The organism is Streptomyces curacoi, assembly GCF_001513975.1.
GTDB classification, from domain to species: Bacteria; Actinomycetota; Actinomycetes; order Streptomycetales; family Streptomycetaceae; genus Streptomyces; species Streptomyces curacoi.
This window is the reverse complement of record NZ_KQ947984.1, coordinates 933,338-955,221: the sequence shown is the minus strand read 5'-3', so window position 1 is coordinate 955,221 and position 21,884 is coordinate 933,338. Positions and strand designations below refer to the sequence as shown.

Below are 21,884 nucleotides of genomic sequence, written 5' to 3'. Positions count from 1 at the left end.
ACCAACCTGTGGCCACACCCTCACAAGTCGCTCAGCCGACCGTCCGCGGCAGCCGCAGACTCAGCAGCCCCGTCAGCGCCACCCCGGCCAACTGCACCAGCAGCGTGGTGACCAGGGCGTCCCGCATGCCCAGCGCCGGGATCAGGGAGAGGAAGAGGGTGCCGAGGGTCGCCACGCCCAGCGCCAGGGACGACTGCTGGGTCGTGATCATCACCCCGCTGCCCACGCCCGCCCGGGCCGACGGCACCTCCGACAGGACGATCCGGAAGACGACGGGGAGTTGAAGGGCCTGGCCCGCACCGGCGATCGCCGCGCCCGGGAGGAGCTCGACGACGCCGAGGTCCGGCCAGGAACGCCAGGCCGCGAGGGCCATCAGGGCCACGCCGACCGCCTGTATCGCCGCCCCGGCGGTCACCACACGGGTGCCGTACCGGGCCACCAGCCGGGGGCCGGCCAGCGAGACGAAGAAGAACACGACCGCCATGGGCGCGAGGGCCAGCCCGGCCGGTACCGGTCCGAGGCCCGCACCCCGCTGCAGGGCCACCGCGATGACGAACATGAACCCGCTGAAGCCGATCGAGAACGGCACGATCAGCACCAGCCCGCGACGCAGGGACGGCAACCGGAACAGACTCGGCGGCACCAGCGGCGTACGGCCCCGCCGGTCCGCCCTGCGCTCCACCGCGTAGAACGCCCCCGCCACGAACGGGAACGCCGCCAGCGACAACCACGTCCACAGCGGCCAGCCCGCCGCCCGGCCCTCGGTGAGCGGGGCCAGGAGCGTGAGGAGGGAGACGGCGAGCAGGACCGTGCCGGGTCCGTCCACCGGTTCAGGGTGCTGCGAGCGGGTCTCCGGGACCGCGCGGGCGGCCAGGAAGAGGCCGACGAGGACGACGGGGACGTTGACCAGGAACACCGAGCGCCAGCCGGTACCGGCGACGTCCGCGGCCACCAGGACCCCGCCGAGGATCTGCCCGGCCACCATGGACAGCCCGGCCGTCGCGCCGTACAGCCCCATGGCCCTGGCTCGCCGCGCTCCACTCGTGGCCGCCTGGATCGTCGCCAGCACCTGCGGCAGCATCGCCGCCGACGCCGCGCCCTGCGCGACCCGCGCCGCGACCAGCGTCCACGCGCTGGGCGCGAGCCCGCAGGCCAGCGAGGTGAGCCCGAAGGCCGCCATGCCGCCCAGGAAGAGCCGCCGCCGGCCGAACAGATCACCGAGCCGCCCGCCCAGGACCAGCAGCACGGCGTACGCCAACCCGTAGCCCGCGACGACGAGTTCGAGCACGGCCTCGCCCGCCGCGAGGTCGTGGCCGATGGTGGGCAGGGCGACGTTGACGATGAAGAAGTCGATGAGGGGCAGTGCCGCGGCCAGCAGCACCGTGAAGAGCCCGAGGCCGCCCAGCGCGGGTGACGCTGAGCCGGTCGAACGGACCTGACGTGGAAGGGTTGTTTCGGTCACGAGGACGAGGCTGCGCCCGGCCTCAGACAGGTACCAGAGTCTTCTTATCCTGGTACAAGCACTACCTGGAAACAGGGTGCGCGCGACGGCACGCTGGAGGCATGACGACCTTGGCCCAGGAGACGACGGAGGCACGGCCCGACGGTGCCGTCCGGCGCCACGAACTCGCCGCCTTCCTGCGCCACCGCCGCGAGCACATCACCCCCGAGCAGGTCGGCCTGCCCCGTGGCCGCCGACGCCGCACCCCGGGCCTGCGCCGCGAGGAGGTCGCCCAGCTCTCCGCGGTCGGCGTCACCTGGTACACCTGGCTCGAACAGGCCCGCGACATCCAGGTCTCGGTCCAGGTCCTCGACGCGCTCGCCCGCACCCTGATGCTGGACCCCAGCGAGCGCTCCCACCTCTTCCAGCTGGCCGGCGCGGTGGATCCGACGCCCGCGATGACCTGCCCGTCGGTGACCCCCGCGATGCGGGCCGTGCTGGAGCAACTGGAGCCGTATCCGGCCTGCCTGCAGAACAGCCGGTACGACATTCTCGCCTACAACCGCACATACGGGCTGCTGCTGTGCGACCTGGACGCCGTACCGCCCGAGGATCGCAACTGCCTGGTCCTCTCCTACACGCACGAGGAGTGGCGCTCGTCGATCGTGCACCTGACGGAGACGCAACGCCTGATGGCCGCCCGCTTCCGCGCCGCGATGGCCGGCCATCTCGCCGAGCCCGCCTGGAAGATGCTGCTCACACGTCTGCGCACGGAGTCCCCCGAGTTCCGCGAGGCCTGGGACCGCCATGAGGTGGTGGCCCACCGCAGCAAGAGGAAGGAGTTCCTCAACCGGCAGGTGGGGCGGCTGGTGCTCGACCACACGGACCTGTGGCTGAGCCCGGAGGTGGGGCCGAGGATGGTGACGTATGTGCCGGCGGACGAGGAGTCGACGGAGAAGCTGAGGAGACTGCACGAAATAACGCTGGCAAGGGCAGTGCCCTGAGGGCCAGCCGCCGAACTGCGCGACAACCCCCGAACTAGGCGACAATCCCCGAACTACGCGACCACCCCCGACGCTTCGCGCACCTCACCCGACTCCAACCGCTCGGCCGTCCGCTCAGCAGTCCTCCGTGCCCAAGCCCCACTGGTCACCAACCCCACGACCAGCACCACGAGCCCGCACCCGGCCACGATCCACCACGCCGGCCGAGCCGCGTCGACGAACGCGGCACGGTACGACGAAGCCCCCACCCCGGAGGCCAGCACCGCCCCCACGACCGCCACCCCGAGCGTCTGCCCCAACTGCCGGCTCGTGGAAGCGACCGCCGCCGCGACCCCGGCCTGCGCCCGCGGCATCCCGGACACCGCCGTGTTGGTGATGGGCGCGTTGACGAACCCGAAGCCCAGCCCGAACAGCACGTACCCGAGGACCAGCGTGACGTTCGCGGTCTCCGCCTCGAACGCGGCGAACAGCACCCCGCACGCCGTCATCGCCACCCCCGCGATCAGCAACGGCACCCGAGGCCCCCGGTTGCCGACCACCCGCCCCGCCACCGGCGCGCAGACGAAGCACAGCGCGGCCATCGGCAGCATCCACACCCCGGCGTGCAGCGCGTCCAGCCCGCGTACGTTCTGCAGGTACAGCGTCGACAGGAAGAGGAAGCCGCCCAGCGCCGCAAACGCGCTGATCGCTGTCACCGTGGCCCCACTGAACGGCGCCGAACGGAAGAACCGCAGGTCGATGAGGGGCTCGGCGCGGCGGGGTTCGTAGGCGAGGAGGGCGACGAGGGCGGCCAGAGCGATGCCGCCGAAGAGCAGGAGCTCGGCGGCGGGCGCGGTCGGCGCCTCGATGATCGCGTACGTCAACGAGCCGAACAGCGCGATGACCAGCACCTGCCCGATCGGGTCGGCGCGGCGCGCCTTCGCGGCACGGGACTCGGGGACGTGGCGCAGGGTCAGCAGCAGCGCCGCCAGTCCCACCGGCAGGTTGACCCAGAAGATCGAGCGCCAGCCGACCGACTCCACCAGCAGTCCGCCGACCAGCGGGCCCGCGGCCATGGAGATGCCGACCACCGCGCCCCACACCCCGATCGCCCGCGCCCGTTCGCGGGGGTCCGTGAAGGCGTTGGTGATGATCGACATGGCGACCGGGTTGAGCATCGACCCGCCCACCGCCTGCACCATGCGGAAGGCGACGAGCGCGTCGAGGTTCGGTGCGATCGAGCACAGGGCCGAGCCGATGGTGAAGACGACCAGGCCCGCCATGAAGACGCGCTTGCGGCCGATTCGGTCCGCGGTGGAGCCGGCCGGCATCAGCAGCGAGGCGAGGACGAGGGTGTAGGCGTCGATCGTCCACTGGAGGCCGGACGTGCTCGCGTCGAGGTCGCGCTGGAGGGCGGGCAGGGCGACGTTCAGCACGGTGTTGTCGAGGCTCACGATCAGCAGACTCATGCAGCAGATCGCGAGGACCAGCAGGCGTCGGCGAGGGGTGAGCTCGGGCATGGGGCCAGGGGTACGCCCGCTTCGATAGTGCGTCTAACTAATGACCTGCCCATGCGTCTCCGTGCGCGACAATGGGGGAATGTCCACGACCGCCTCGCCCCTGCAGATCGGCCCGCACACCGTCCAGCCGCCCGTCGTCCTGGCCCCCATGGCCGGGATCACCAACGCGCCCTTCCGCACCCTGTGCAGGGAGTCCAGCGGCGGCAAGGGGCTGTTCGTCAGCGAGATGATCACGACTCGGGCGCTGGTCGAACGCAACGAGAAGACCATGCAGCTGATCCACTTCGACGCGACCGAGAAGCCGCGCTCGATCCAGCTGTACGGCGTGGACCCGGCCACCGTCGGCAAGGCCGTCCGCATGATCGCGGAGGAGGGGCTGGCCGATCACATCGACCTGAACTTCGGGTGCCCGGTGCCGAAGGTGACCCGGAAGGGCGGCGGCTCCGCGCTGCCGTTCAAGCGGAACCTGCTGCGGGCGATCCTCCGCGAGGCGGTCAGCGGGGCGGGCGACCTGCCGGTCACGATGAAGATGCGCAAGGGCATCGACGACGACCACATCACCTACCTCGACGCCGGCCGGATCGCCGTCGAGGAGGGCGTGACGGCCATCGCGCTGCACGGCCGTACGGCCGCCCAGCACTACGGCGGTACCGCCGACTGGGACGCCATCGCGCGGCTCAAGGAGCATGTGCCGGAGATTCCCGTGCTCGGCAACGGCGACATCTGGTCGGCCGAGGACGCCGTGCGGATGGTCCGGGAGACCGGCTGTGACGGGGTCGTGGTCGGGCGCGGGTGCCTGGGGCGGCCGTGGCTGTTCGCGGACCTGGTGGCGGCCTTCGAGGGGCGGGATCACGACATCGCGCGGCCCACGCTGCGCGAGGTCGCCGAGGTCATGGTCCGGCACGCCACCCTCCTCGGCGAGTGGATCGGCGACGAGGCGCGCGGCGTCATCGACTTCCGCAAGCACGTCGCCTGGTATCTGAAGGGCTTCGCGGTCGGCTCGGAGATGCGCAAGCGGCTGGCGATCACGTCGTCGCTGGAGGAACTCCGCTCCGGACTGGACGAGTTGGACCTCGACCAGCCGTGGCCGGCGGGCGCCGACGGCCCCCGCGGCCGTACGTCCGGCAACAACCGGGTGGTGCTGCCGGACGGCTGGCTGAAGGACCCGTACGACTGCGCGGGCGTGAGCGAGGACGCGGAGCTGGACACCTCCGGGGGCTGAGTGCCCTGACGACGGTCAGTCCTTCTTCGCGTGCGGTGTCGAGCCGTACGCCGTCAGGAAGCGGTCCCGGAAGGAGCTCATCTTCCAGACGGGAGCCTTGGGGGCGGGCTGGAGGCCGTCCGTCCAGTGCCAGTCGGCGATCTTGTCCAGCACCTCCGGGTCCTTGGCGACGATCGAGACCGGGACGTCGCGGCTCGCCTTGGCACCGCTGACCCTGGAGATCGGCTGGTGGTCGCCGAGGAAGACGAGGACGGTGTCGTCGGTGCCGTAGCGCTGAAGCCACTGCGTGAGGCTGGTGACCGAGTACGCGATCGACTTGCCGTACTCCCGCTTGGAGCGCGTGGAGTCGGAGATGATGTCCGACGGCTTGGTGCCGGCCTTCTGGATGGCCCTGAAGACCGAGCCGTCGCCGAGGTCGTCCCAGTCGACCATCTTCGGGATCGGCGCCCAGGGCTGGTGGCTGGAGGTCAGGATGATCTCCGCCATCAGGGGCCTGTCGCGCTTCTTGCCGTGGACCTGGCGCTGGAAGGCTTCGAGGGCGTACTGGTCGGGCATCGTCGACCAGCTGAACTTCGGCCCCCGGTAGCCGAGTCGGAAGGCGTTGTAGACCTTGTCGAGGCCGTAGTACTTCTGCTCCGGCCAGCCCTTCTGCACGCCGGGCATCACGCCGACCGTGTCCCAGTCGCCGGTCTTCCGGAAGGCCTCGGTGAGGCTGAGGTGGTCGCTGGCCATGACGGTGCGGTAGCGCTGCTGGTTGTCGATCCACAGGCCCGACAGGGTGGTGGAGTGGCCCAGCCAGCTGCTGCCGCCGAAGGTCGCCGAGGTCAGCCAGCCGCTCCTGGCGTGGAAGCCGGCGTTTGCCAGGGCCTTGGTGCTGGTGTCCAGGGTGCTGGTCACGCCCGGGGCGATCTCGGGGTCCTCCAGCGCGCTGCGGCCGTAGCTCTCGATGAACGTGAAGATGACGTCCTTGCCGCGCAGATCGGGCACGAGCTGGTCGGGCGGTGTGTTGCCGAAGGTGTCGGACTTCGCGTCCCGCGCGAACGCCGACTCGTCGCGCAGGGTGTCCATCGCCCGGCGTGCGTGGACCTTGATGACGCCGGCGGTGTGGTCGGCGGCGATCGGTACGCCGGCGACCTGGAGGCCCAGTGCGGTGCAGGTGATCCAGACGGTGCCGGCGATCAGGGCGCCCTGGGACGCGGCCGGCCTGTGGCGGGCCAGGAGGTCGGCGATGTGGACCGTGGCCAGGGCGACGAGGGCGATCAGGAGGGCGGCGAGGAGGATGACGCCGATCGTGAGCAGGGTCGTGGTCGTGGCGCCGAGGGAGTCCTCCAGGTACGCCTGGGCGTCGTCCAGGAGTTCCCAGTCGAGGATGACGTTGAAGTGGCGGCCCAGGTACTCGTTGTAGCCGATGTCGAGGATGTTCAGGGCGGTGAGGGCGCCCAGGGCGGCACCGGAGAAGGCCGCGAGGGCCCTGCGGGGGCGGCGGGGGAGGGTCAGGAGTACGGCGGCTCCGATGACGGCCTCGGCGGGGAGGCGTACGAACTCGCGGGGGCTGAGGTTGCCGAGGGTGTTCGGCATCTGCAGGCAGACGTGGACGAGGGCGGCGGCGAGGGCGGTCAGGGTCCAGCGGAGGTAGGGGGTGGTGCGCTTTCGGGGGGCTTCCTCGCCGTCGGCGGCTGCCGGTTCGTCGTTCGTCGTAGGCGGTTGACGTAGGCGCGTGAAGACCGGCACCCGAAGGTCCCTTCCGTGCGAGGCTCCTGGTGGAGTGGTGCGGCGGACCCGCCGGGCCCGCCACCATCCCGTACGGCCGGGCCCCGGCCCGTGTTCAGCCGTCCCGCCCCAGCGCTCGGCAAACGCTCGGCAAACACCGGGCCAACAGCCTCGCGGCAGCCGGGCTACGCCCCGCCCACCGCCGTCAGCAGCGCCACCTGCCTATGCCCCGCCCACCGCCGTCAGCAGCGCCAACGGAGCCGCCGCCGAGCGGGATTCGCGCACGCACGCGTGCGGATACGGCACCGGTTCCGGGTGGGTGTCGCGGCCGTAGCCCGCCAGGACCTCCGGCAGGCGGTGGCCGGTCGCGGTCGCCGCGTCGACCAGGGCGTGGGCGACCGTGCGGGCCTCGTCGTGCAGGCCGTAGCGGGCCAGGCCCAGGGTGATCAGCGCGTTGTCGTGCGGCCAGACCGAGCCCCGGTGGTAGGAGAGGGGGTGGTACGCCGGTTGTCCGGACGCAAGTGTGCGCACGCCCCAGCCCGAGAAGAAGTCGGGTTCGAGCAGGCGGCGGCCCACCTGCTCGCCGTACTCCTTGTCCAGCAGGCCGGACCAGAGCAGATGGCCCGCGTCCGACGCCAGCGCGTCGACCTGGCGGCCTCGGCCGTCCAGCGCCAGGGCGGGGAATGAGTGCTCCGGCATCCAGAAGTCCCGCTGGAAACGGTCGCGGAGGTCGCCGGCCGCCTGTGCAAGGAGCGCCGCGTACGTCTCGTCCTGCCACACCGTGCGGGCCAGCCACGCGGTGCGCCGCAGGGCGTCGTACGCGTAGCCCTGGGCGCCTGCCGCCATCACCGGACCGCCGGGGCGGGTGCCGTCGGCCGAGCAGATGGCGCCGGGGGAGTCCTTCCAGTTCTGGTTGGCCAGGCCGCCCTGGTCGGCGCGGTAGACCAGGTAGCCGCGGGAGGTGAGGCCGCCGTGGTCCAGCATCCAGCCGACCGCCGCGCGGGCGTGCGGTTCGAGGCGGCGGGCCAGGGCCGGGTCGCCGGTCTGCTCCACGTACGCGCCGAGCAGGACCAGGAAGAGGGGTGTGGCGTCGACCGAGCCGTAGTAGCGGCCGTACGGGACCTGGCCGAAGTGGGCCAGTTCGCCGTGCCGTACCTCGTGCACGATCTTGCCGGGCTGGCAGACGGCGTCGTCGGCGCCGCTCTGCGTCGCCTGGGTCGCGGCGAGCGCGGGGAGGGTGGCGGCGGCCAGCCGGGGGCGGTAGGGGAGGGCGAAGAGGGAGGTCAGGAGGGCGTCGCGGCCCAGCAGGGTCAGGAACCAGGGGGCTCCGGCGGCCGGAACGCGCAGGTCCTCGCCGTCCGGGCCGGTCGCCTGGACCTGGAGCGAGGCCAGGTCGGCGAGGCCGCGGGCACAGGCGGCGGCCAGCTCCGGCCAGCCGGTCGGGAAGGCCACGCCCTCCACGAACTCGCCCTCCAGGGAGAGGAGTTGCCGGTTCAGGGCGGCGGGGGAACGCGGTACGCGCAGCGCCCGTTTGTCGCCGTGCGGGCGGGCCATCACCCGCAGGGTCAGCTCCGTCGTGCCGTGCGGCTCCAGGTCCAGGGTCCACACCAGGCGCCGGGCGCCGGTGCCCGTCTCCTCGACGCCGTCGGGGGCCGGGGCGGCCGTCACCGTCGTGACCGATCGCCATTCGCCTCGCCGGTAGGTGAACTCCACGCCGTGGTCCAGGACCTGCCGGGAGCGGGTGGCGCCGGTCTTGGCGTAGGTGCGGTGGTCGGAGCGCAGTTCGAACTGGTCGGTGAAGTCGGCGTCCGCGGTGATCGCGAGGCGGACGGTCGTCGGCACCGGGCGGTTGCTGGTGACGCGCAGCGACTCGATGAACGAGCCGTCCCCGACGGCCTGTTCGCGGAAGAGGGTGTAGGCCGGTGGCTCGTTGCGGCCGCCGCGCGGGACGAGGACACAGCGGGCGGTGTCCCCGTCGGCGACGGGGGAGAGCGCCTCGGGCACGGCCCCGTCCACGGTGAGCTGCCAGCGGCTCAGGTGCCGGGCGTCCCGTACGAATAACCCGTCCGGGGAGCCGACGCCCCGCACGCCGCTGATGTCCCCGCCGTCGCCCACGGCGGCGAACGTCCCCCCGTACACGAGCAGATGATGCCGGTCCGTCATCCCCGGTCCCCTCCCTTGAGTTCCTTGACAGCGAGTTCGGTGACGCCGTCGGTGTCCCGGGCGTGCTCGTCGTGCAGCAGGTCGAGTGCGAGCGCGGCGGTCCAGCTGAAGCCGGTGGCTCCGCAGGCCTCGCCGCTGTACGGGTCGACGTACTCGGCGAAGTCGGACGTGCCGGCGAGGTGCAGCACCGCCGCGCGCAGGGCGTCGGCCCGCGCCCGCTCGCCGTGTGTCCGCAGCCCGCGCTCCAGCAGCCAGCTCGTGTTGAACCAGGCCGGGCCCCGCCAGTAGCGGTGCGGGTCGAAGGCCTCGCCGAGGAGGTCGTACGAGGGGGCGAGGCGGGTCGTGTCACCGAGGCCGAAGTGCGGGCCGTGGGCCGTCCGCACCAGGGCGGCGGTGATGTCGCGGGGGAGCGCGGGGAGCAGCAGGGGGAGCAGGCCGGAGACACTGCGCTCGGGGATCAGCTCCCCGTCCGGGCCGCCGCCCCTTGTGTCGCGGCAGAAGAACATCCCCTCCGCCGGGTCCCACAGCCGCTCGATCAGCGCCGCCGTCAGCCGCTCGGCGCGCGCGTGCCGGGCCGTGCCCGGCGCCCCCAGCTCCCGCGCGATCCGGGCCAGCGCGTGCTCGGAGGCGATGAGGAGGGCGTTGAACGCCGGGTCCTCGACCGCGAAGTCGCCGCCTCCGTCGGCGTAGCCCCGATCCCGGTACTCCGTCGCCAGCCGCACATACCGCCCGTAGTCCAGATCCGTCGGCCGGTCCTCGGCCGCCCCGTGGTCGAGGTCGGCGCGGCGGAAGGAGCGGGCCGGGGCCGGGGTGATGCGGGAGAGCGGGGCGTCCCAGCAGGGGCTGTTGTCCATACCCTGTTCCCAGGGGTGCACGACGGACGCGAGGCCGCCCCCGCCGAGGTCGCGCCGGTGCAGCAGATAGCGGTGCCAGGCGGCCAGGCGCGGATACACCCGGGTGAGGAAGCCGCGCGCCCGGGACAGTCCCGGGTCGGCGCGGTGCACCAGCCAGGCCGCCAGCGCGTGCACCGGTGGCTGCACGATCCCTGAGGTCTGTACGGTGCGCGGGGCGCCCGCAGCGCGCCCCGCGGTCGAGGAGCGCCAGAAGTCGGGGCTCGGGAAATAGGCGTCGAGCGGTACGGAGGGGTTGAAGACGATGTGCGGGATCCGCCCGTCACCCCACTGGGCGTCGAGCAGCGTCTCCAGCTCCGTCTGCGCCCGCAGCGGCGACAGGTGCCGCAGGCCGATCGCGATGAACGCCGAGTCCCAGGACCACTGGTGCGGATACAGGCCGCGCGAGGGGACGGTGGAGGCGCCGGTCCAGTTGCCCTCCAGCACGTTCGCGGCCCTGAAGTGCAGTGCGTCCGCCGCGGGAGGCGGATCGTATGCGATGTCACGCTCCGTCGGACGGGCTGTGAGTTGGGCACTGCGATCCACTCGGGGCTCCCCGAAAGACGTCCGGCCCGACCGGTTCGGCCATGGCCACCGTAGGGTTACGTCTATTTAACACGCAAAACCCAATATGTAATGCAGGCTTGAGAAACACAAGGGGGTGCGCATGACCGGTCGACCGGGACGTACGGGCAGGACGACCAGGAGCGGCGGTCAGGCCGGCGCCGGGGATCTGCTCGAACTCGTGCGCAGCGGGCGCGCCACCACACGCGGCGCCCTTCAGCAGGCCACCGGCCTCTCCCGGGCCACCGTCGGCCAGCGCCTCGACCGCCTGTTCCGGGCGGGATGGCTGCGCGAGGGTGCGGGGGGTCCGGTGGAGTCCCCGCTGGGCGGGCGCCCCTCCATCACCCTGGAGTTCGACGACGCGCACGCGGTCGTCCTCGCCGCCGACCTCGACACCCGGCACGCGCGCGCCGCCGTGCTCTCCCTGACCGGCGAGATGCTCGCCGAGCACAGCGGCACGCTGGTCGTCGAGGACGGGCCGGACGCGGTGCTGGGCGAGCTGGGGCGCTGGTTCGCCGAACTGCTGGAGAAGGCCGGGCACCGGGCCGAGGAGGTCTGCGGCATCGGGCTCGCGGTGCCGGGGCCGGTGGACAGCGAGACCGGCCGGGTCGTCCAGCCGCCGATCATGCCGGGCTGGGACGGCCGCGACATAAGAGGCCGGCTGGCCAGAGCCTTCAGCGAGCACACGGGGGCCGGGCGGGTGCCGGTCCTCGTCGACAACGACGCCAACCTCATGGCGTACGGCGAACAGCGCACCGGCTACCCGGACTGCTCGGCGTTCGTGCTGGTCAAGGTGTCGACCGGGATCGGCGCCGGGGTCGTGGTGGACGGCTCGGTCTACCGGGGCGTCGACGGGGGCGCGGGCGACATCGGGCATATCCGGGTGGGCGCCGACGCGCTGTGCCGGTGCGGTTCGTACGGCTGTCTGGCCGCCGTCGCCAGTGGCGGCGCCGTGGCCCGGCGGCTGGCCGAGACCGGGGTGCCGGCGGCCTCGGGCTCGGATGTGCGGGATCTGCTGGCGTCCGGGCATCCGGGGGCGGCGGCGCTGGCCCGGGAGGCCGGGCGGCAGGTCGGGGACGTGCTGGCGACCGTCGTGACGCTGCTCAACCCCGGGGTGCTGATGATCGCCGGGGATCTGGCCGGGACGCCCTTCCTCACCGGGGTGCGGGAGCTGCTGTACCAGCGGGCGCTGCCGCGCTCCACCGCTCATCTGGACGTCGTGACCTCGCGGCTGGGGGAGCGGGCCGGGCTGGTGGGGGCCGGGGCGCTCGTCGTGGAGTACCTGTACGCGCCGGAGCGGGTGGAGGAACGGCTGCTGGCCATGGGTGTGTGACGTCCGGATTTCTGTCTTGAGGCGCGTCCGCATGGTGAAATCCGGCTCCCTGTGGCAGCGTGATTCTCGCCACCCTTGATAAGGGTTGCGCTCAGATGAGCGGATCTTGAGCGGCTGCACTTCTCCAAAGGGTGGCACTCGGTGCCACCCCTTGATCGTTCATCGATCGAAAACAGACGTGCGGGAGAGATGCTCATCTGAGCGGGAAACCGCACTCGTGTGCCGTCTTGCGTTCAAGAAGTGAAAACATCCACGCGTCACCGCTTGCCAAGCCTTGACTTTCGATCCACTGGCGGACGGGTGGTTACAGGCGTATGACGCGTGAGTAGACATACCCAGGCGCCTTCGATCTGGGTATGTTCCTCGCCGTCAGGGCAGCCACCACGTCCTCGAGGGAGTCGAGACCGTGTCGGAAAACAAAGAACCCCACGTAGCGAAGTTCGTTTACGACTTCACCGAGGGAAACAAGGACCTCAAGGACCTCCTGGGTGGCAAGGGCGCGAACCTCGCCGAGATGACCAACCTGGGGCTCCCCGTTCCCCCCGGCTTCACGATCACGACGGAAGCCTGCAAGGTCTACCTCGACAGCGGCGAGGAGCCGGCGGCACTGCGTGACGAGGTGAGTGCGCACCTTGAGGCCCTCGAAGCGAAGATGGGCAAGAAGCTCGGGCAGGCCGACAACCCTCTGCTCGTCTCCGTCCGCTCCGGCGCGAAGTTCTCGATGCCCGGAATGATGGACACCGTCCTCAACATCGGCCTCTCCGACAAGTCGGTGAAGGGCCTCGCCGAGCAGGCCGGCGACGAGCGGTTCGCCTGGGACTCCTACCGGCGCCTCATCCAGATGTTCGGCAAGACCGTCCTCGGCGTCGACGGCGACCTCTTCGAGGAGGCCCTCGACAAGGCCAAGGAGGCCAAGAAGGTCACGGTCGACACCGACCTGGAGGCCGCCGACCTCAAGAAGCTGGTCACCGCCTTCAAGAAGATCGTCAAGAAGGAGGCCGGCCGGGACTTCCCGCAGGACCCGCGCGAGCAGATGGACCTCGCCATCAAGGCGGTCTTCGACTCCTGGAACGGCGACCGCGCGAAGCTCTACCGCCGTCAGGAGCGCATCCCGCACGACCTCGGCACGGCCGTCAACGTCTGCTCCATGGTCTTCGGCAACCTGGGCCCCGACTCCGGCACCGGCGTCGCCTTCACCCGTGACCCCGCCTCCGGCCACCAGGGCGTGTACGGCGACTACCTGCAGAACGCCCAGGGCGAGGACGTCGTGGCGGGCATCCGCAACACCGTCCCGCTGGCGGAGCTGGAGTCGATCGACAAGAAGTCGTACGACCAGCTGATGCAGATCATGGAGACCCTGGAGAACCACTACAAGGATCTCTGCGACATCGAGTTCACCATCGAGCGCGGCCAGCTGTGGATGCTCCAGACCCGCGTCGGCAAGCGCACGGCGGGCGCCGCCTTCCGGATCGCGACCCAGCTCGTGGACCAGGGCCTCATCGACGAGGCCGAGGCGCTCCAGCGCGTCAACGGCGCCCAGCTCGCCCAGCTGATGTTCCCGCGCTTCGACGAGAGCGCGAAGGTCGAGCAGGTCGGCCGGGGCATCGCCGCGTCGCCGGGTGCGGCGGTCGGCAAGGCGGTCTTCGACTCGTACACCGCCGTGAAGTGGTCGCGCTCCGGCGAGAAGGTCATCCTGGTCCGCCGGGAGACCAACCCCGACGACCTGGACGGCATGATCGCGGCCGAGGGCATCCTGACCTCGCGCGGCGGCAAGACCTCGCACGCGGCCGTGGTCGCGCGCGGCATGGGCAAGACCTGTGTCTGCGGCGCCGAGGAGCTGGAGGTCGACACCAAGCGGCGCCGGATGACGGTGCCGGGCGGTCATGTCGTCGAGGAGGGCGACGTGATCTCCATCGACGGTTCGTCCGGCAAGGTGTACCTCGGCGAGGTGCCGGTCGTCCCGTCCCCGGTCGTGGAGTACTTCGAGGGCCGGATGCACGCGGGCGCAAACGACGCCGACGAGCTGGTCGAGGCCGTGCACCGGATCATGGCGTTCGCCGACCGCAAGCGCCGGCTGCGGGTGCGCGCCAACGCGGACAACGCCGAGGACGCGCTGCGCGCCCGTCGCTTCGGCGCCCAGGGCATCGGCCTGTGCCGCACCGAGCACATGTTCCTCGGTGACCGCCGTGAGCTGGTCGAGCGCCTCATCCTGGCCGACACGGAGGAGGAGCGCGAGGAGAGCCTGAAGGCACTGCTGCCGCTCCAGAAGAAGGACTTCGTGGAGCTGTTCTCCGCGATGGACGGCCTCCCGGTGACGATCCGTCTCCTCGACCCGCCGCTGCACGAGTTCCTGCCGGACATCACCGAGCTGTCGGTCCGCGTCGCCCTCGCCGAGTCCCGCCAGGAGTCCCACGAGAACGACCTGCGGCTGCTCCAGGCGGTCCACCGCCTGCACGAGCAGAACCCGATGCTGGGCCTGCGCGGCGTCCGCCTCGGCCTGGTCATCCCCGGCCTGTTCACCATGCAGGTCCGGGCCATCGCCGAGGCCGCGGCCGAGCGCAAGAACGCCAAGGGCGACCCGCGCGCCGAGATCATGATCCCGCTCGTCGGCACCGTCCAGGAGCTGGAGATCGTCCGCGAGGAGGCCGACCAGGTCATCGCGGAGGTCGAGGCGGCGACGGGCACGCAGCTCAAGCTGTCGATCGGCACGATGATCGAGCTCCCGCGCGCGGCCCTCACGGCCGGTCAGATCGCGGAGGCGGCCGAGTTCTTCTCCTTCGGCACGAACGACCTCACCCAGACGGTGTGGGGCTTCAGCCGGGACGACGTGGAGGCCTCGTTCTTCACGGCGTACCTGGAGAAGGGCATCTTCGGCGTCTCCCCGTTCGAGACGATCGACAAGGACGGCGTGGGTTCCCTGGTCGCCGCCGCGGCGAAGGCGGGCCGCGAGACCCGCCCCGACCTGAAGCTCGGCGTGTGCGGCGAGCACGGCGGCGACCCCGAGTCGGTGCACTTCTTCCACGAGGTCGGTCTGGACTACGTCTCCTGCTCGCCGTTCCGGATTCCGGTGGCGCGTCTTGAGGCCGGCCGGGCGGCGACCCAGTCGGAGGGCAGCGACCACCGATAGGCCATACGGCCACCGGACTCCGGAGCCGTCGCCCGTCCCCGACCCTCAAGACCGATGGGCGGCGGCTCCGGTGCACGAAAGAGGGCGGCACCCTGTGCGGAGGGTGCCGCCCTCTCCCGCTTCCGGGACTCGTGCCGCCGCGTCAGCTGTCGCAGCCCACCCCGTCGTTGTCGCGGTCCAGGTGGGAGGCGTAGCCGGGCTCGCCGCGGTGGACGGGGGCCGCGCCGGCTGCCCGGGCCGCGGCGCAGTTGGCGTAGTAGACGTCGTCGCCGGACGAGTCGCCCCTGTCGTCGGGGGACGTGCCGCTGTCCGCTGCGGGTGGGGCGGTGACGGTCGCGGTGACCTTGACCGTCTTGGTGGCCGTCACCGTGGGGGCGGGCTCGGGCTCGCGCGCCCGGGCCGTCATGGTGACGGTGACCGTGGGCCGCGGCGAGGCCGCCGCGGGCTTCGCCGCGGTGTTCTTCGAGCCTTCGCCGGACGCGCCGCCCGCGCCGATGCCGAGGAAGAAGGCGAGGGCGAGCGCCGGGAGTACGTAGCGCTTGCGCGCCCACTTGGGGGCGGGTCGCAAGGGCGGCGGCACGGTTGCCGAGCTGTACGGATTGGTCATGTCATCCCCCCACTGTTGGTGCGTGAGGGGATGACCGTAATGCCCAGTGATCAGATGTGGAGGAAGTGTGTCTGTTTCGTGACCGTTACGCGCGGAAGGGTCCCGTCACCTCATAGGTGATCCCGCCCGACGAGCTCCCCGTGGTCCCCCGCTGGCTGGAGAAGTACAGCCGCCTCCCGTCCGGGGAGAAGGCCGGGCCCGTGATCTCCGAGCCCGACTGGCCGTCGATCCTCAGGAACGGGGCGACGACGTCGTCCGGGGTGATCACGCAGATGTCCATGGTGCCGCCGTCCTCGGCGACGAAGAGGTCGCCGGAGGAGGAGCCGGTGATGTTGTCGACGCCGGTGAGGGGGGCCGTGCCGGAGGTGACGAGGGAGTCGTCGTACGCCAGCCCGTAGGTGTTCGACGTGAGGTCGAGCTGCCAGACGCGGTTGTCGCCCTTGGTCGTGAACCACACCTTGTCGTCGGCGTAGTGGCAGCCCTCGCCGCCGTTGAAGGACTTGGAGCCCGAGACCTGACCGCGGGTGGCCGTGGGGGAGCCGTCCGGGTCGGGGACGTTCGCCCAGGTGAAGGAGCCGGAGGTGGCGCTGCCCGCGACCATGACCTGGAGGGTGCCGGAGGACAGGTCGCCCCAGGTCGTCGGGACGAAGCGGTAGAAGCGGCCGTTCGTCTCGTCCTCGGTCAGGTAGACCACCCTGCGCACCGGGTCGGCCGCCGCCGCCTCGTGCTTGAAGCGGCCCATCGCGTCCCGGCGGACCGCCGCCCTCGTGCCCCAGGGGTCGGTCTCGTAGACGTAGCCGAGCGAGACCTCCTCGCAGGACAGCCAGGTGTTCCACGGGGTCTTGCCACCCGCGCAGTTGGTGCGGGTGTTCGACAGGATGCGGTACGCCGACGTGATCGCACCGGTCGACGAGAACCTGACCGCGCTCACCCCGCCGCCGGGGTTGATCTCCGAGTTGGAGACGTAGATCCAGCCCGTGCCGTCGGCGTAGCAGGCGCCGCCGTCCGGGGCGTTGTGCCAGGTGTACGACGTGCCGGGGACCGTCTGCCCGGAGCGGGCGATGACGCGGCTGGTGAAGCCGGCGGGGAGTCTGATGCCGTTGGCGTCGGGCGAGCCGAGCGGCCCGTAGGGGCCGGTGCCGGGCTGGGCCGGGGCCGCGTGGGCGGCGCCGCGCCACAGGGTTCCGCCGAACACGGCGGCAGACCCGCCGAGGACGGCCGCACGCAGGAGGCTACGACGTTCCACTCTCACTCCAAGAGATGCCGTACCGCCCCGCCGCCGGTCGACGGCGGGGTTGTGCGTGGGGGGTTGGGGACGGGATGGCATGGAACCTAAGGGAGCATGGTTGACGGGCCGTGGCCAGTGCATGGCCGCCGGACGGCGTGGCCGAGAGCTGCCTGTGCGCGCTCACCCGCGCAACGCCGGCACCACCCGCTTGCGCTGCCCGGGCCTGTCGGGCCCCGGCCCGTGCCCCTCGCGCGGTGCCTCCGCCGACGGCAGGCGGATCACCGCGTCCAGCCCGCCCGCGGCCGCCGCATGCAGGCTCGCCTCGCCGCCGCTCGCGTGAGCGAGCCGTTGGACCAGCGACAGGCCCAGTCCCGTACCGCCCTTGGGGGCGCCCGGCGCCCGCCAGAAGCGGTCGAAGGCACGGGCGCGCTGGTCCGGGGTCATGCCGGGGCCCTCGTCGGTGATGTGCAGGTCGACCCAGGCGGGGCGGGCGTCGCGCAGGGCGCGGCGGGCCGGGACGTGCAGCCGCAGTTCCATGGTCACCGTGCTGCCGCGCGGCGAGGCCCGCAGGGCGTTGGAGAGCAGGTTGTCCACGATCTGCTCGACCCCGCCGGGCACCGCCAGCACCGGCCCCACGCTGCCGGCGAACAGCACCAGGGAGACCCGCTCCTGTGCGAAGAGCGGCGCCCAGGTGCGGTGGCGCTCCGCGCAGACGGCGCCCACGTCGACCGGCACGGGTGTCGCCGCCGTCTCCTCCAGGCGGGCCATCGCCAGCAGCCCCTCGACCATCCGGGCGAGCCGGTCCGTCTCGGTCACCGCGGCGGCGAGGCTGCCCCGGCCGCGGACGGACACGTTCGGCTCCAGGTTCTCCAGGCGCAGCCGCAGCGCCGCGAGCGGCGTCCTGAGCTGGTGGGAGGCCTCACCCGCGAAGGCCCGCTGGGCGGCGAGCAGATGGGCGAGCCGGGCCGCCGTACGGTTGAACGCGGCGGCCAGCCGGCGCACCTCGGGCGGCCCCTTCGTGATGGTGACCGGCGTGGCCAGGCCGCCGTCGGCCAGCTCGTCGGTGGCCCGCTCCAGTTCACGGATGGGCCGGCCGGTCCAGCAGGCGATGGCGAACCCGACCACGGCGACCGCCGTGAGGACCGCGAGCCCGCCGAGGCCGAGCAGCAGCCAGACGTGGTGGACGCGTTCGTGCACCGTCCGGGTCGGCAGCGTCAGCCACGCGGCACCCTGCAGCCGCGCACCGGACATGACCGGCGCGGCCACCGAAAGGTACTCGACCCCGCCGATGGTCGACGTACGGACGTCCACCGTGGAGGTGCCGTGGAGGGCGGCCGCGATGCCGGGGCGGGAGGCGAGGTCGGACGACATCACGGCGGCCAGCGGATGCGAGGTGGCGAGCAGCGCGCCCGAGGCGTCCACGACCACCACCTTCCCGCCGATGCGCTCGGCACAGTGGACCACCCGGCGGGGCAGGTCCCGCTCGGCACGCCCCGCGCTGAGGGACAGCGAGGCGTACGCGGCGACCGACTCGGCCTCGTCCTTCGCCGCGTTCACCACCCGCTCCCGCTCGCTGCGGGAGTAGACGAAGCCCAGCGGGATCTCCAGGCACAGCAGGACGAGCGCGGCGAGGCTGAGGTAGCTGAGCAGCAGCCGACGGGTCACGGCGAGGACACCCGCTGCCCGCCCGGCTCGGTCTGCACCGCCAGCCGGAAGCCGACCCCGCGCAGGGTCTGGATCCACGCCGGGTCGCCCAGCTTCCGCCGCAGCGAGGCGACATGGACGTCCAGGGTCTTGGTCGGGCCCTCGTAGTGCGGATCCCACACCCGGTCCAGGATCTGCTGCCGGGAGTAGACCGCGCCCGGATCCTCGGTGAGCAGCGCCAGCAGCTCGAACTCCTTGGGGGTGAGGGTCAGGGGGGCCTCGCCGACCCAGACCTGGCGGGTGCGGCGGTCGACGACGAGGGGGCCGGGCCCGTACGAGGGCTGGGGTGCGGCTTCCTCGTACGCCGGGGGCGGGGCTGTGACCACCGGGTCGGCCACCGCCTCCGTGCGCTGGGTCCGCCGGGTCACCGCCCGCACCCGGGCCACCAGCTCCCGCACGCTGAACGGTTTCGCCAGATAGTCGTCGGCGCCGAGCTCCAGCCCCAGCACCCGGTCGGCCTCCTCACCCCGCGCACTCAGGATGATGACCGGCACGTCCGAGACCTGCCGGATACCTCGGCAGACGTCGATGCCGTCCATGTCCGGCAGGCCGAGGTCGAGCAGGACGACATCGCCGTACGGACTCCGCAACCCCTCCGCACCGGTGGTCACGTGATCGACCGTCAGCCCGAAGTGGCCCAGTCCCTCGGTGAGCGGTTCGGCGATCGTCTCGTCGTCCTCGATCAACAGCACTTGTATGCCCATTGCCCCTGTCTCTCCGAATTGAACATTCTCTGCCCTGGTGTCGACACGCTACAAGAAACAAGCGCCTGCGGGGTCTTGCGACAAAGAATGTCCAATTACTGGACGCGCTCTGGCCCTGGCTTGGCCTTCGTCTGGTGTGCGCTCCTCTACGGTGCTGTGAACTGGCCGAACTTCCAGTCGAGGAGGCATCGTTGAAGGCGTTGCTGGACCGTGCCCGGTCGTTCAAGCGGCGGGTTGATTTCGAGAGCGGCGAATACCGGAAACTGGCCGAGGGGCAATATCCCGAGGCACTCTTCATTACCTGCTCGGACTCGCGGGTCATACCCGCCCTGATTACCGGCGCGCGGCCCGGAGAAATATTCGAGCTGCGCAACGCGGGCAATATCGTGCCGCCGTACGGCAGCCCCGGAGCGTCCGGGGAGGCCGCCACCATCGAGTACGCACTGGAGGTGCTCGGGGTTCAGGACATCGTCGTGTGCGGTCACTCACACTGCGGAGCGATGGGTGCGCTGAAGTCCGGCGACGACCTGTCCGCGCTGCCCGGCGTGGACGCCTGGCTGCAACTGGCCCGCCCCGAACTGGCGCCGGTTCTCACCCCGGGCTCCGGCGAGCTGTCCCTGTCCGACGTCGTACAGCGCAATGTCGTCAACCAGATCGCGGTGCTGCGGACCTACCCCGTCGTGCGGCAGCGGCTGGACGCGGGGCGGCTGCGGCTGCACGGCTGGTACTACGAGGTCGACACCGGGCAGGTGTACGAGCTGGAGGACGACGGCCGGTTCCGGGTGCATGCCGGATGAGCGGGGCGCATGCGCGCGGGCGTACGCGCACCAAGGAGAGGGCGGGGAAGGCGGGAGCACTGAAGGAGAGGGCGGGGAAGGCGGGGGCGCCGAAGGAGAGGGGCGCGAAGCCCGACCTCGCCAATGAAATCACCGCGTCCCTGGTCGTCTTCCTGGTCGCCCTGCCCCTGTGCATCGGCGTCGCCGTCGCCTCCGGCGTCCCCGCCGAGCTCGGCATCATCTCCGGTGTGATCGGCGGCCTGGTGGTGGGCGCAGTCCGGGGCAGCACGCTCCAGGTCAGCGGGCCCGCCGCCGGACTCGCCGCGCTGGTCGCGGAGACGGTGCTGGAGCACGGCGTGGCGATGCTCGGCGTGATCGTCCTGTTCTCGGGCATCCTGCAGGTCGTCCTGGGCGTCGTACGCCTCGGCCGGATGTTCCAGGCGATCTCCCTCGCGGTCGTCCAGGGGATGCTGGCCGGCATCGGGCTGCCGCTGATGTTCAGCCAGGCCTACCCGATGGCCGACGCCAAGGCCCCCGGCACGCCGATCGAGAACATGGCCGGAATACCGGGCCTGTTCGCCGACATCCTCACCGACCCGCAGGCGATGATCGCCACCCTGCTCGGCGCCGCCACGATCGTGCTCAGCTTCGTGTGGAAGAAGGTGCCGGGCCCGGCGCGGAAGATCCCGGCCGCGCTGGTCGCGGTCGGCATCGGCATCGCGGTCGCCGCGCTGCCCGGCGTGGAGGTGAAGACCCTCCAGGTCGGCAATCTGCTGGCGTCGGTGCAGGTGCCGGGGGCCGAGCAGTTCGCGGGGCTCGCCGATGCCGCGGTCCTCACCTCCATCCTCACCTTCACGGTCATCGCCTCCGCGGAGAGCCTGTTCACCGCGGCCGCCGTGGACCGTATGCACAGCGGCCCCCGCACCCGCTACAACACCGAACTCATCGCGCAGGGCGCCGGCAACACGGTCGCGGGCATCCTCGGCGCCCTCCCGATCACGGCGGTCGTGGCCCGCAGCTCGGCGAACGTCCAGGCCGGTGCGAAGACCCGTATCTCCCGCACCCTGCACGGCCTGTGGCTGCTGGCCTTCGCCCTGCTGCTGCCACAGGTGCTGGCCCTGATCCCGATCTCGGTGCTGGCGGGCGTCCTCGTGCACAGCGGCTGGAAGCTGTTCGCGCCCACGGAGTTCCCGAAGATGTGGCGGCAGGACCGGGGCGAGTTCGTGGTGATGACGGTGACGACCCTGGTCATCGTGGCGACGGCACTGCTGGAAGGCGTCCTGATCGGCCTCGCGGCCGGGATCGTGCTGGCCGCCCTGCGCATGTCCCAGACGGTGATCCGGCAGCACATCGAGGAGGACACCGCCAAGGTCGTCATGGCCGGCAACGCGACGTTCCTGCGACTGCCGCAGCTCATCGAGGCGCTGGAGAGCGCGGCGGCGTCGGGCAAGCCGCGCATCCGCCTGGACCTGACCGGCGTGACGCACCTGGACCACGCCTGCCGCAGCCAGGTGGAGGAGTTCACGGCGCAGCAGCGGGGGCTGGGGCTGCGGGTGGAGTTGCTGATGCCGGGACCGGCGAGGACGGAGGTCCCTGCCGTCACCGCGCCCGCCCGACCGACTGTGCCTGCCGCTGCCGCGCCCGGGCCGACGGACGCGCCTGCCGCTGCCGCGCCCGAGCGGCCGGAGCCCGGCCCTGGCGCCGAGTGGTTCTATCTGGACACTCGGCCCCTGCCCGGGGACTTCGGCCGAGGCCACGGCGACTACGCGCAGGGCCCGCCGCTGGTGCGCTGAGCGCTCGGCCGCCGGTGTGCTGAGCCCCGCCCGTTGGTGCGATCGCCGCGGTCTGCGAGCCCGTCGGCCCGGCTGGCGGGTCGCAGGCCCGCCCGCCGATCCGGGAAAGCCGGATACCG

Annotated in this window: 15 protein-coding genes; 6 read left to right on the top strand and 9 right to left on the bottom strand. The window is 71.8% G+C overall.

What is annotated here, in order from left to right:
* Window positions 1-31 precede the first annotated feature (31 nt).
* Complete coding sequence (locus tag AQI70_RS04230; RefSeq protein ID WP_062144260.1) at window positions 32-1,462, bottom strand: MFS transporter; 1,431 nt, start codon at window positions 1,460-1,462, stop codon at window positions 32-34.
* A 101-nt stretch (window positions 1,463-1,563) separates the two neighbouring features.
* Here AQI70_RS04230 and AQI70_RS04225 point away from each other — a divergent pair, with 101 nt between their 5' ends.
* A complete protein-coding gene (locus AQI70_RS04225) occupies window positions 1,564-2,445 on the top strand; it encodes a helix-turn-helix transcriptional regulator (RefSeq protein WP_062144257.1) in 882 nt (293 codons plus the stop codon).
* Window positions 2,446-2,498: 53 nt separating this feature from the next.
* Here the strand turns inward: AQI70_RS04225 and AQI70_RS04220 are convergent, their stop codons facing one another.
* Window positions 2,499-3,944 (bottom strand): MFS transporter, encoded by a 1,446-nt coding sequence (locus AQI70_RS04220; RefSeq protein WP_062144254.1) that lies wholly within the window; start codon window positions 3,942-3,944, stop codon window positions 2,499-2,501.
* A gap of 79 nt (window positions 3,945-4,023) precedes the next feature.
* Here AQI70_RS04220 and dusB point away from each other — a divergent pair, with 79 nt between their 5' ends.
* Window positions 4,024-5,166 carry a tRNA dihydrouridine synthase DusB gene (gene dusB, locus AQI70_RS04215; protein WP_062144251.1) on the top strand — a complete coding sequence of 381 codons (1,143 nt, stop codon included), beginning with the start codon at window positions 4,024-4,026 and terminating at the stop codon, window positions 5,164-5,166.
* 15 nt (window positions 5,167-5,181) lie between these two features.
* On the opposite strand, the gene AQI70_RS04210 is transcribed toward dusB, so the two are convergent.
* The 3 genes from AQI70_RS04210 to AQI70_RS04200 all read right to left on the bottom strand — a co-directional run bounded on the left by AQI70_RS04210 (window position 5,182) and on the right by AQI70_RS04200 (window position 10,475).
* Window positions 5,182-6,897, bottom strand: coding sequence for an alkaline phosphatase family protein (locus tag AQI70_RS04210; RefSeq protein ID WP_208607276.1), 1,716 nt, complete (start codon window positions 6,895-6,897; stop codon window positions 5,182-5,184).
* 201 nt (window positions 6,898-7,098) lie between these two features.
* A complete protein-coding gene (locus AQI70_RS04205) occupies window positions 7,099-9,039 on the bottom strand; it encodes an amylo-alpha-1,6-glucosidase (protein WP_062144247.1) in 1,941 nt (646 codons plus the stop codon).
* A complete protein-coding gene (locus AQI70_RS04200; RefSeq protein WP_062144244.1) occupies window positions 9,036-10,475 on the bottom strand; it encodes an MGH1-like glycoside hydrolase domain-containing protein in 1,440 nt (479 codons plus the stop codon). The genes AQI70_RS04205 and AQI70_RS04200 overlap by 4 nt, the downstream gene beginning before the upstream one ends.
* A gap of 121 nt (window positions 10,476-10,596) precedes the next feature.
* On the opposite strand from AQI70_RS04200, the gene AQI70_RS04195 reads away from it, so the two are divergent.
* Together AQI70_RS04195 and ppdK are read left to right on the top strand one after the other, a co-directional pair.
* Complete coding sequence (locus AQI70_RS04195) at window positions 10,597-11,826, top strand: ROK family transcriptional regulator (RefSeq protein ID WP_208607275.1); 1,230 nt, start codon at window positions 10,597-10,599, stop codon at window positions 11,824-11,826.
* 406 nt (window positions 11,827-12,232) lie between these two features.
* Window positions 12,233-14,953: a pyruvate, phosphate dikinase gene (gene ppdK, locus AQI70_RS04190; protein WP_062144238.1), complete on the top strand. Its 2,721-nt coding sequence runs from the start codon at window positions 12,233-12,235 to the stop codon at window positions 14,951-14,953.
* Between the two features lie 142 nt (window positions 14,954-15,095).
* Here ppdK and AQI70_RS04185 read toward each other — a convergent pair whose 3' ends face one another.
* The 4 genes from AQI70_RS04185 to AQI70_RS04170 all read right to left on the bottom strand — a co-directional run bounded on the left by AQI70_RS04185 (window position 15,096) and on the right by AQI70_RS04170 (window position 19,196).
* Window positions 15,096-15,560 carry an excalibur calcium-binding domain-containing protein gene (locus AQI70_RS04185; protein ID WP_062144235.1) on the bottom strand — a complete coding sequence of 155 codons (465 nt, stop codon included), beginning with the start codon at window positions 15,558-15,560 and terminating at the stop codon, window positions 15,096-15,098.
* An 85-nt stretch (window positions 15,561-15,645) separates the two neighbouring features.
* Entirely contained in the window at window positions 15,646-16,806 is a 1,161-nt protein-coding gene (locus tag AQI70_RS04180) for an alkaline phosphatase PhoX (RefSeq protein WP_062144232.1), read from the bottom strand.
* Between the two features lie 162 nt (window positions 16,807-16,968).
* Window positions 16,969-18,453 carry a sensor histidine kinase gene (locus AQI70_RS04175; RefSeq protein WP_062144229.1) on the bottom strand — a complete coding sequence of 495 codons (1,485 nt, stop codon included), beginning with the start codon at window positions 18,451-18,453 and terminating at the stop codon, window positions 16,969-16,971.
* Window positions 18,450-19,196 carry a response regulator transcription factor gene (locus AQI70_RS04170; protein WP_062144226.1) on the bottom strand — a complete coding sequence of 249 codons (747 nt, stop codon included), beginning with the start codon at window positions 19,194-19,196 and terminating at the stop codon, window positions 18,450-18,452. Before AQI70_RS04170 ends, AQI70_RS04175 begins: the two co-directional genes overlap by 4 nt.
* Before the next feature lie 191 nt (window positions 19,197-19,387).
* Here AQI70_RS04170 and AQI70_RS04165 point away from each other — a divergent pair, with 191 nt between their 5' ends.
* The gene (locus AQI70_RS04165) at window positions 19,388-19,993 is read left to right on the top strand and encodes a carbonic anhydrase (RefSeq protein ID WP_062144222.1); all 606 of its coding nucleotides are present in this window, start codon (window positions 19,388-19,390) and stop codon (window positions 19,991-19,993) included.
* The gene (locus AQI70_RS04160) at window positions 19,990-21,765 is read left to right on the top strand and encodes a SulP family inorganic anion transporter (protein WP_062144219.1); all 1,776 of its coding nucleotides are present in this window, start codon (window positions 19,990-19,992) and stop codon (window positions 21,763-21,765) included. Before AQI70_RS04165 ends, AQI70_RS04160 begins: the two co-directional genes overlap by 4 nt.
* The last annotated feature ends 119 nt before the right edge of the window (window positions 21,766-21,884 follow it).

Coding starts and splice junctions, on each gene's coding strand:
- AQI70_RS04225 (WP_062144257.1), top strand. CDS start 1,564: ATGACGACCTTGGCCCAGGAGACGACGGAGGCACGGCCCGACGGTGCC.
- AQI70_RS04220 (WP_062144254.1), bottom strand. CDS start 3,944: ATGCCCGAGCTCACCCCTCGCCGACGCCTGCTGGTCCTCGCGATCTGC.
- dusB (WP_062144251.1), top strand. CDS start 4,024: ATGTCCACGACCGCCTCGCCCCTGCAGATCGGCCCGCACACCGTCCAG.
- AQI70_RS04205 (WP_062144247.1), bottom strand. CDS start 9,039: ATGACGGACCGGCATCATCTGCTCGTGTACGGGGGGACGTTCGCCGCC.
- AQI70_RS04195 (WP_208607275.1), top strand. CDS start 10,597: ATGACCGGTCGACCGGGACGTACGGGCAGGACGACCAGGAGCGGCGGT.
- AQI70_RS04185 (WP_062144235.1), bottom strand. CDS start 15,560: ATGACCAATCCGTACAGCTCGGCAACCGTGCCGCCGCCCTTGCGACCC.
- AQI70_RS04170 (WP_062144226.1), bottom strand. CDS start 19,196: ATGGGCATACAAGTGCTGTTGATCGAGGACGACGAGACGATCGCCGAA.
- AQI70_RS04160 (WP_062144219.1), top strand. CDS start 19,990: ATGAGCGGGGCGCATGCGCGCGGGCGTACGCGCACCAAGGAGAGGGCG.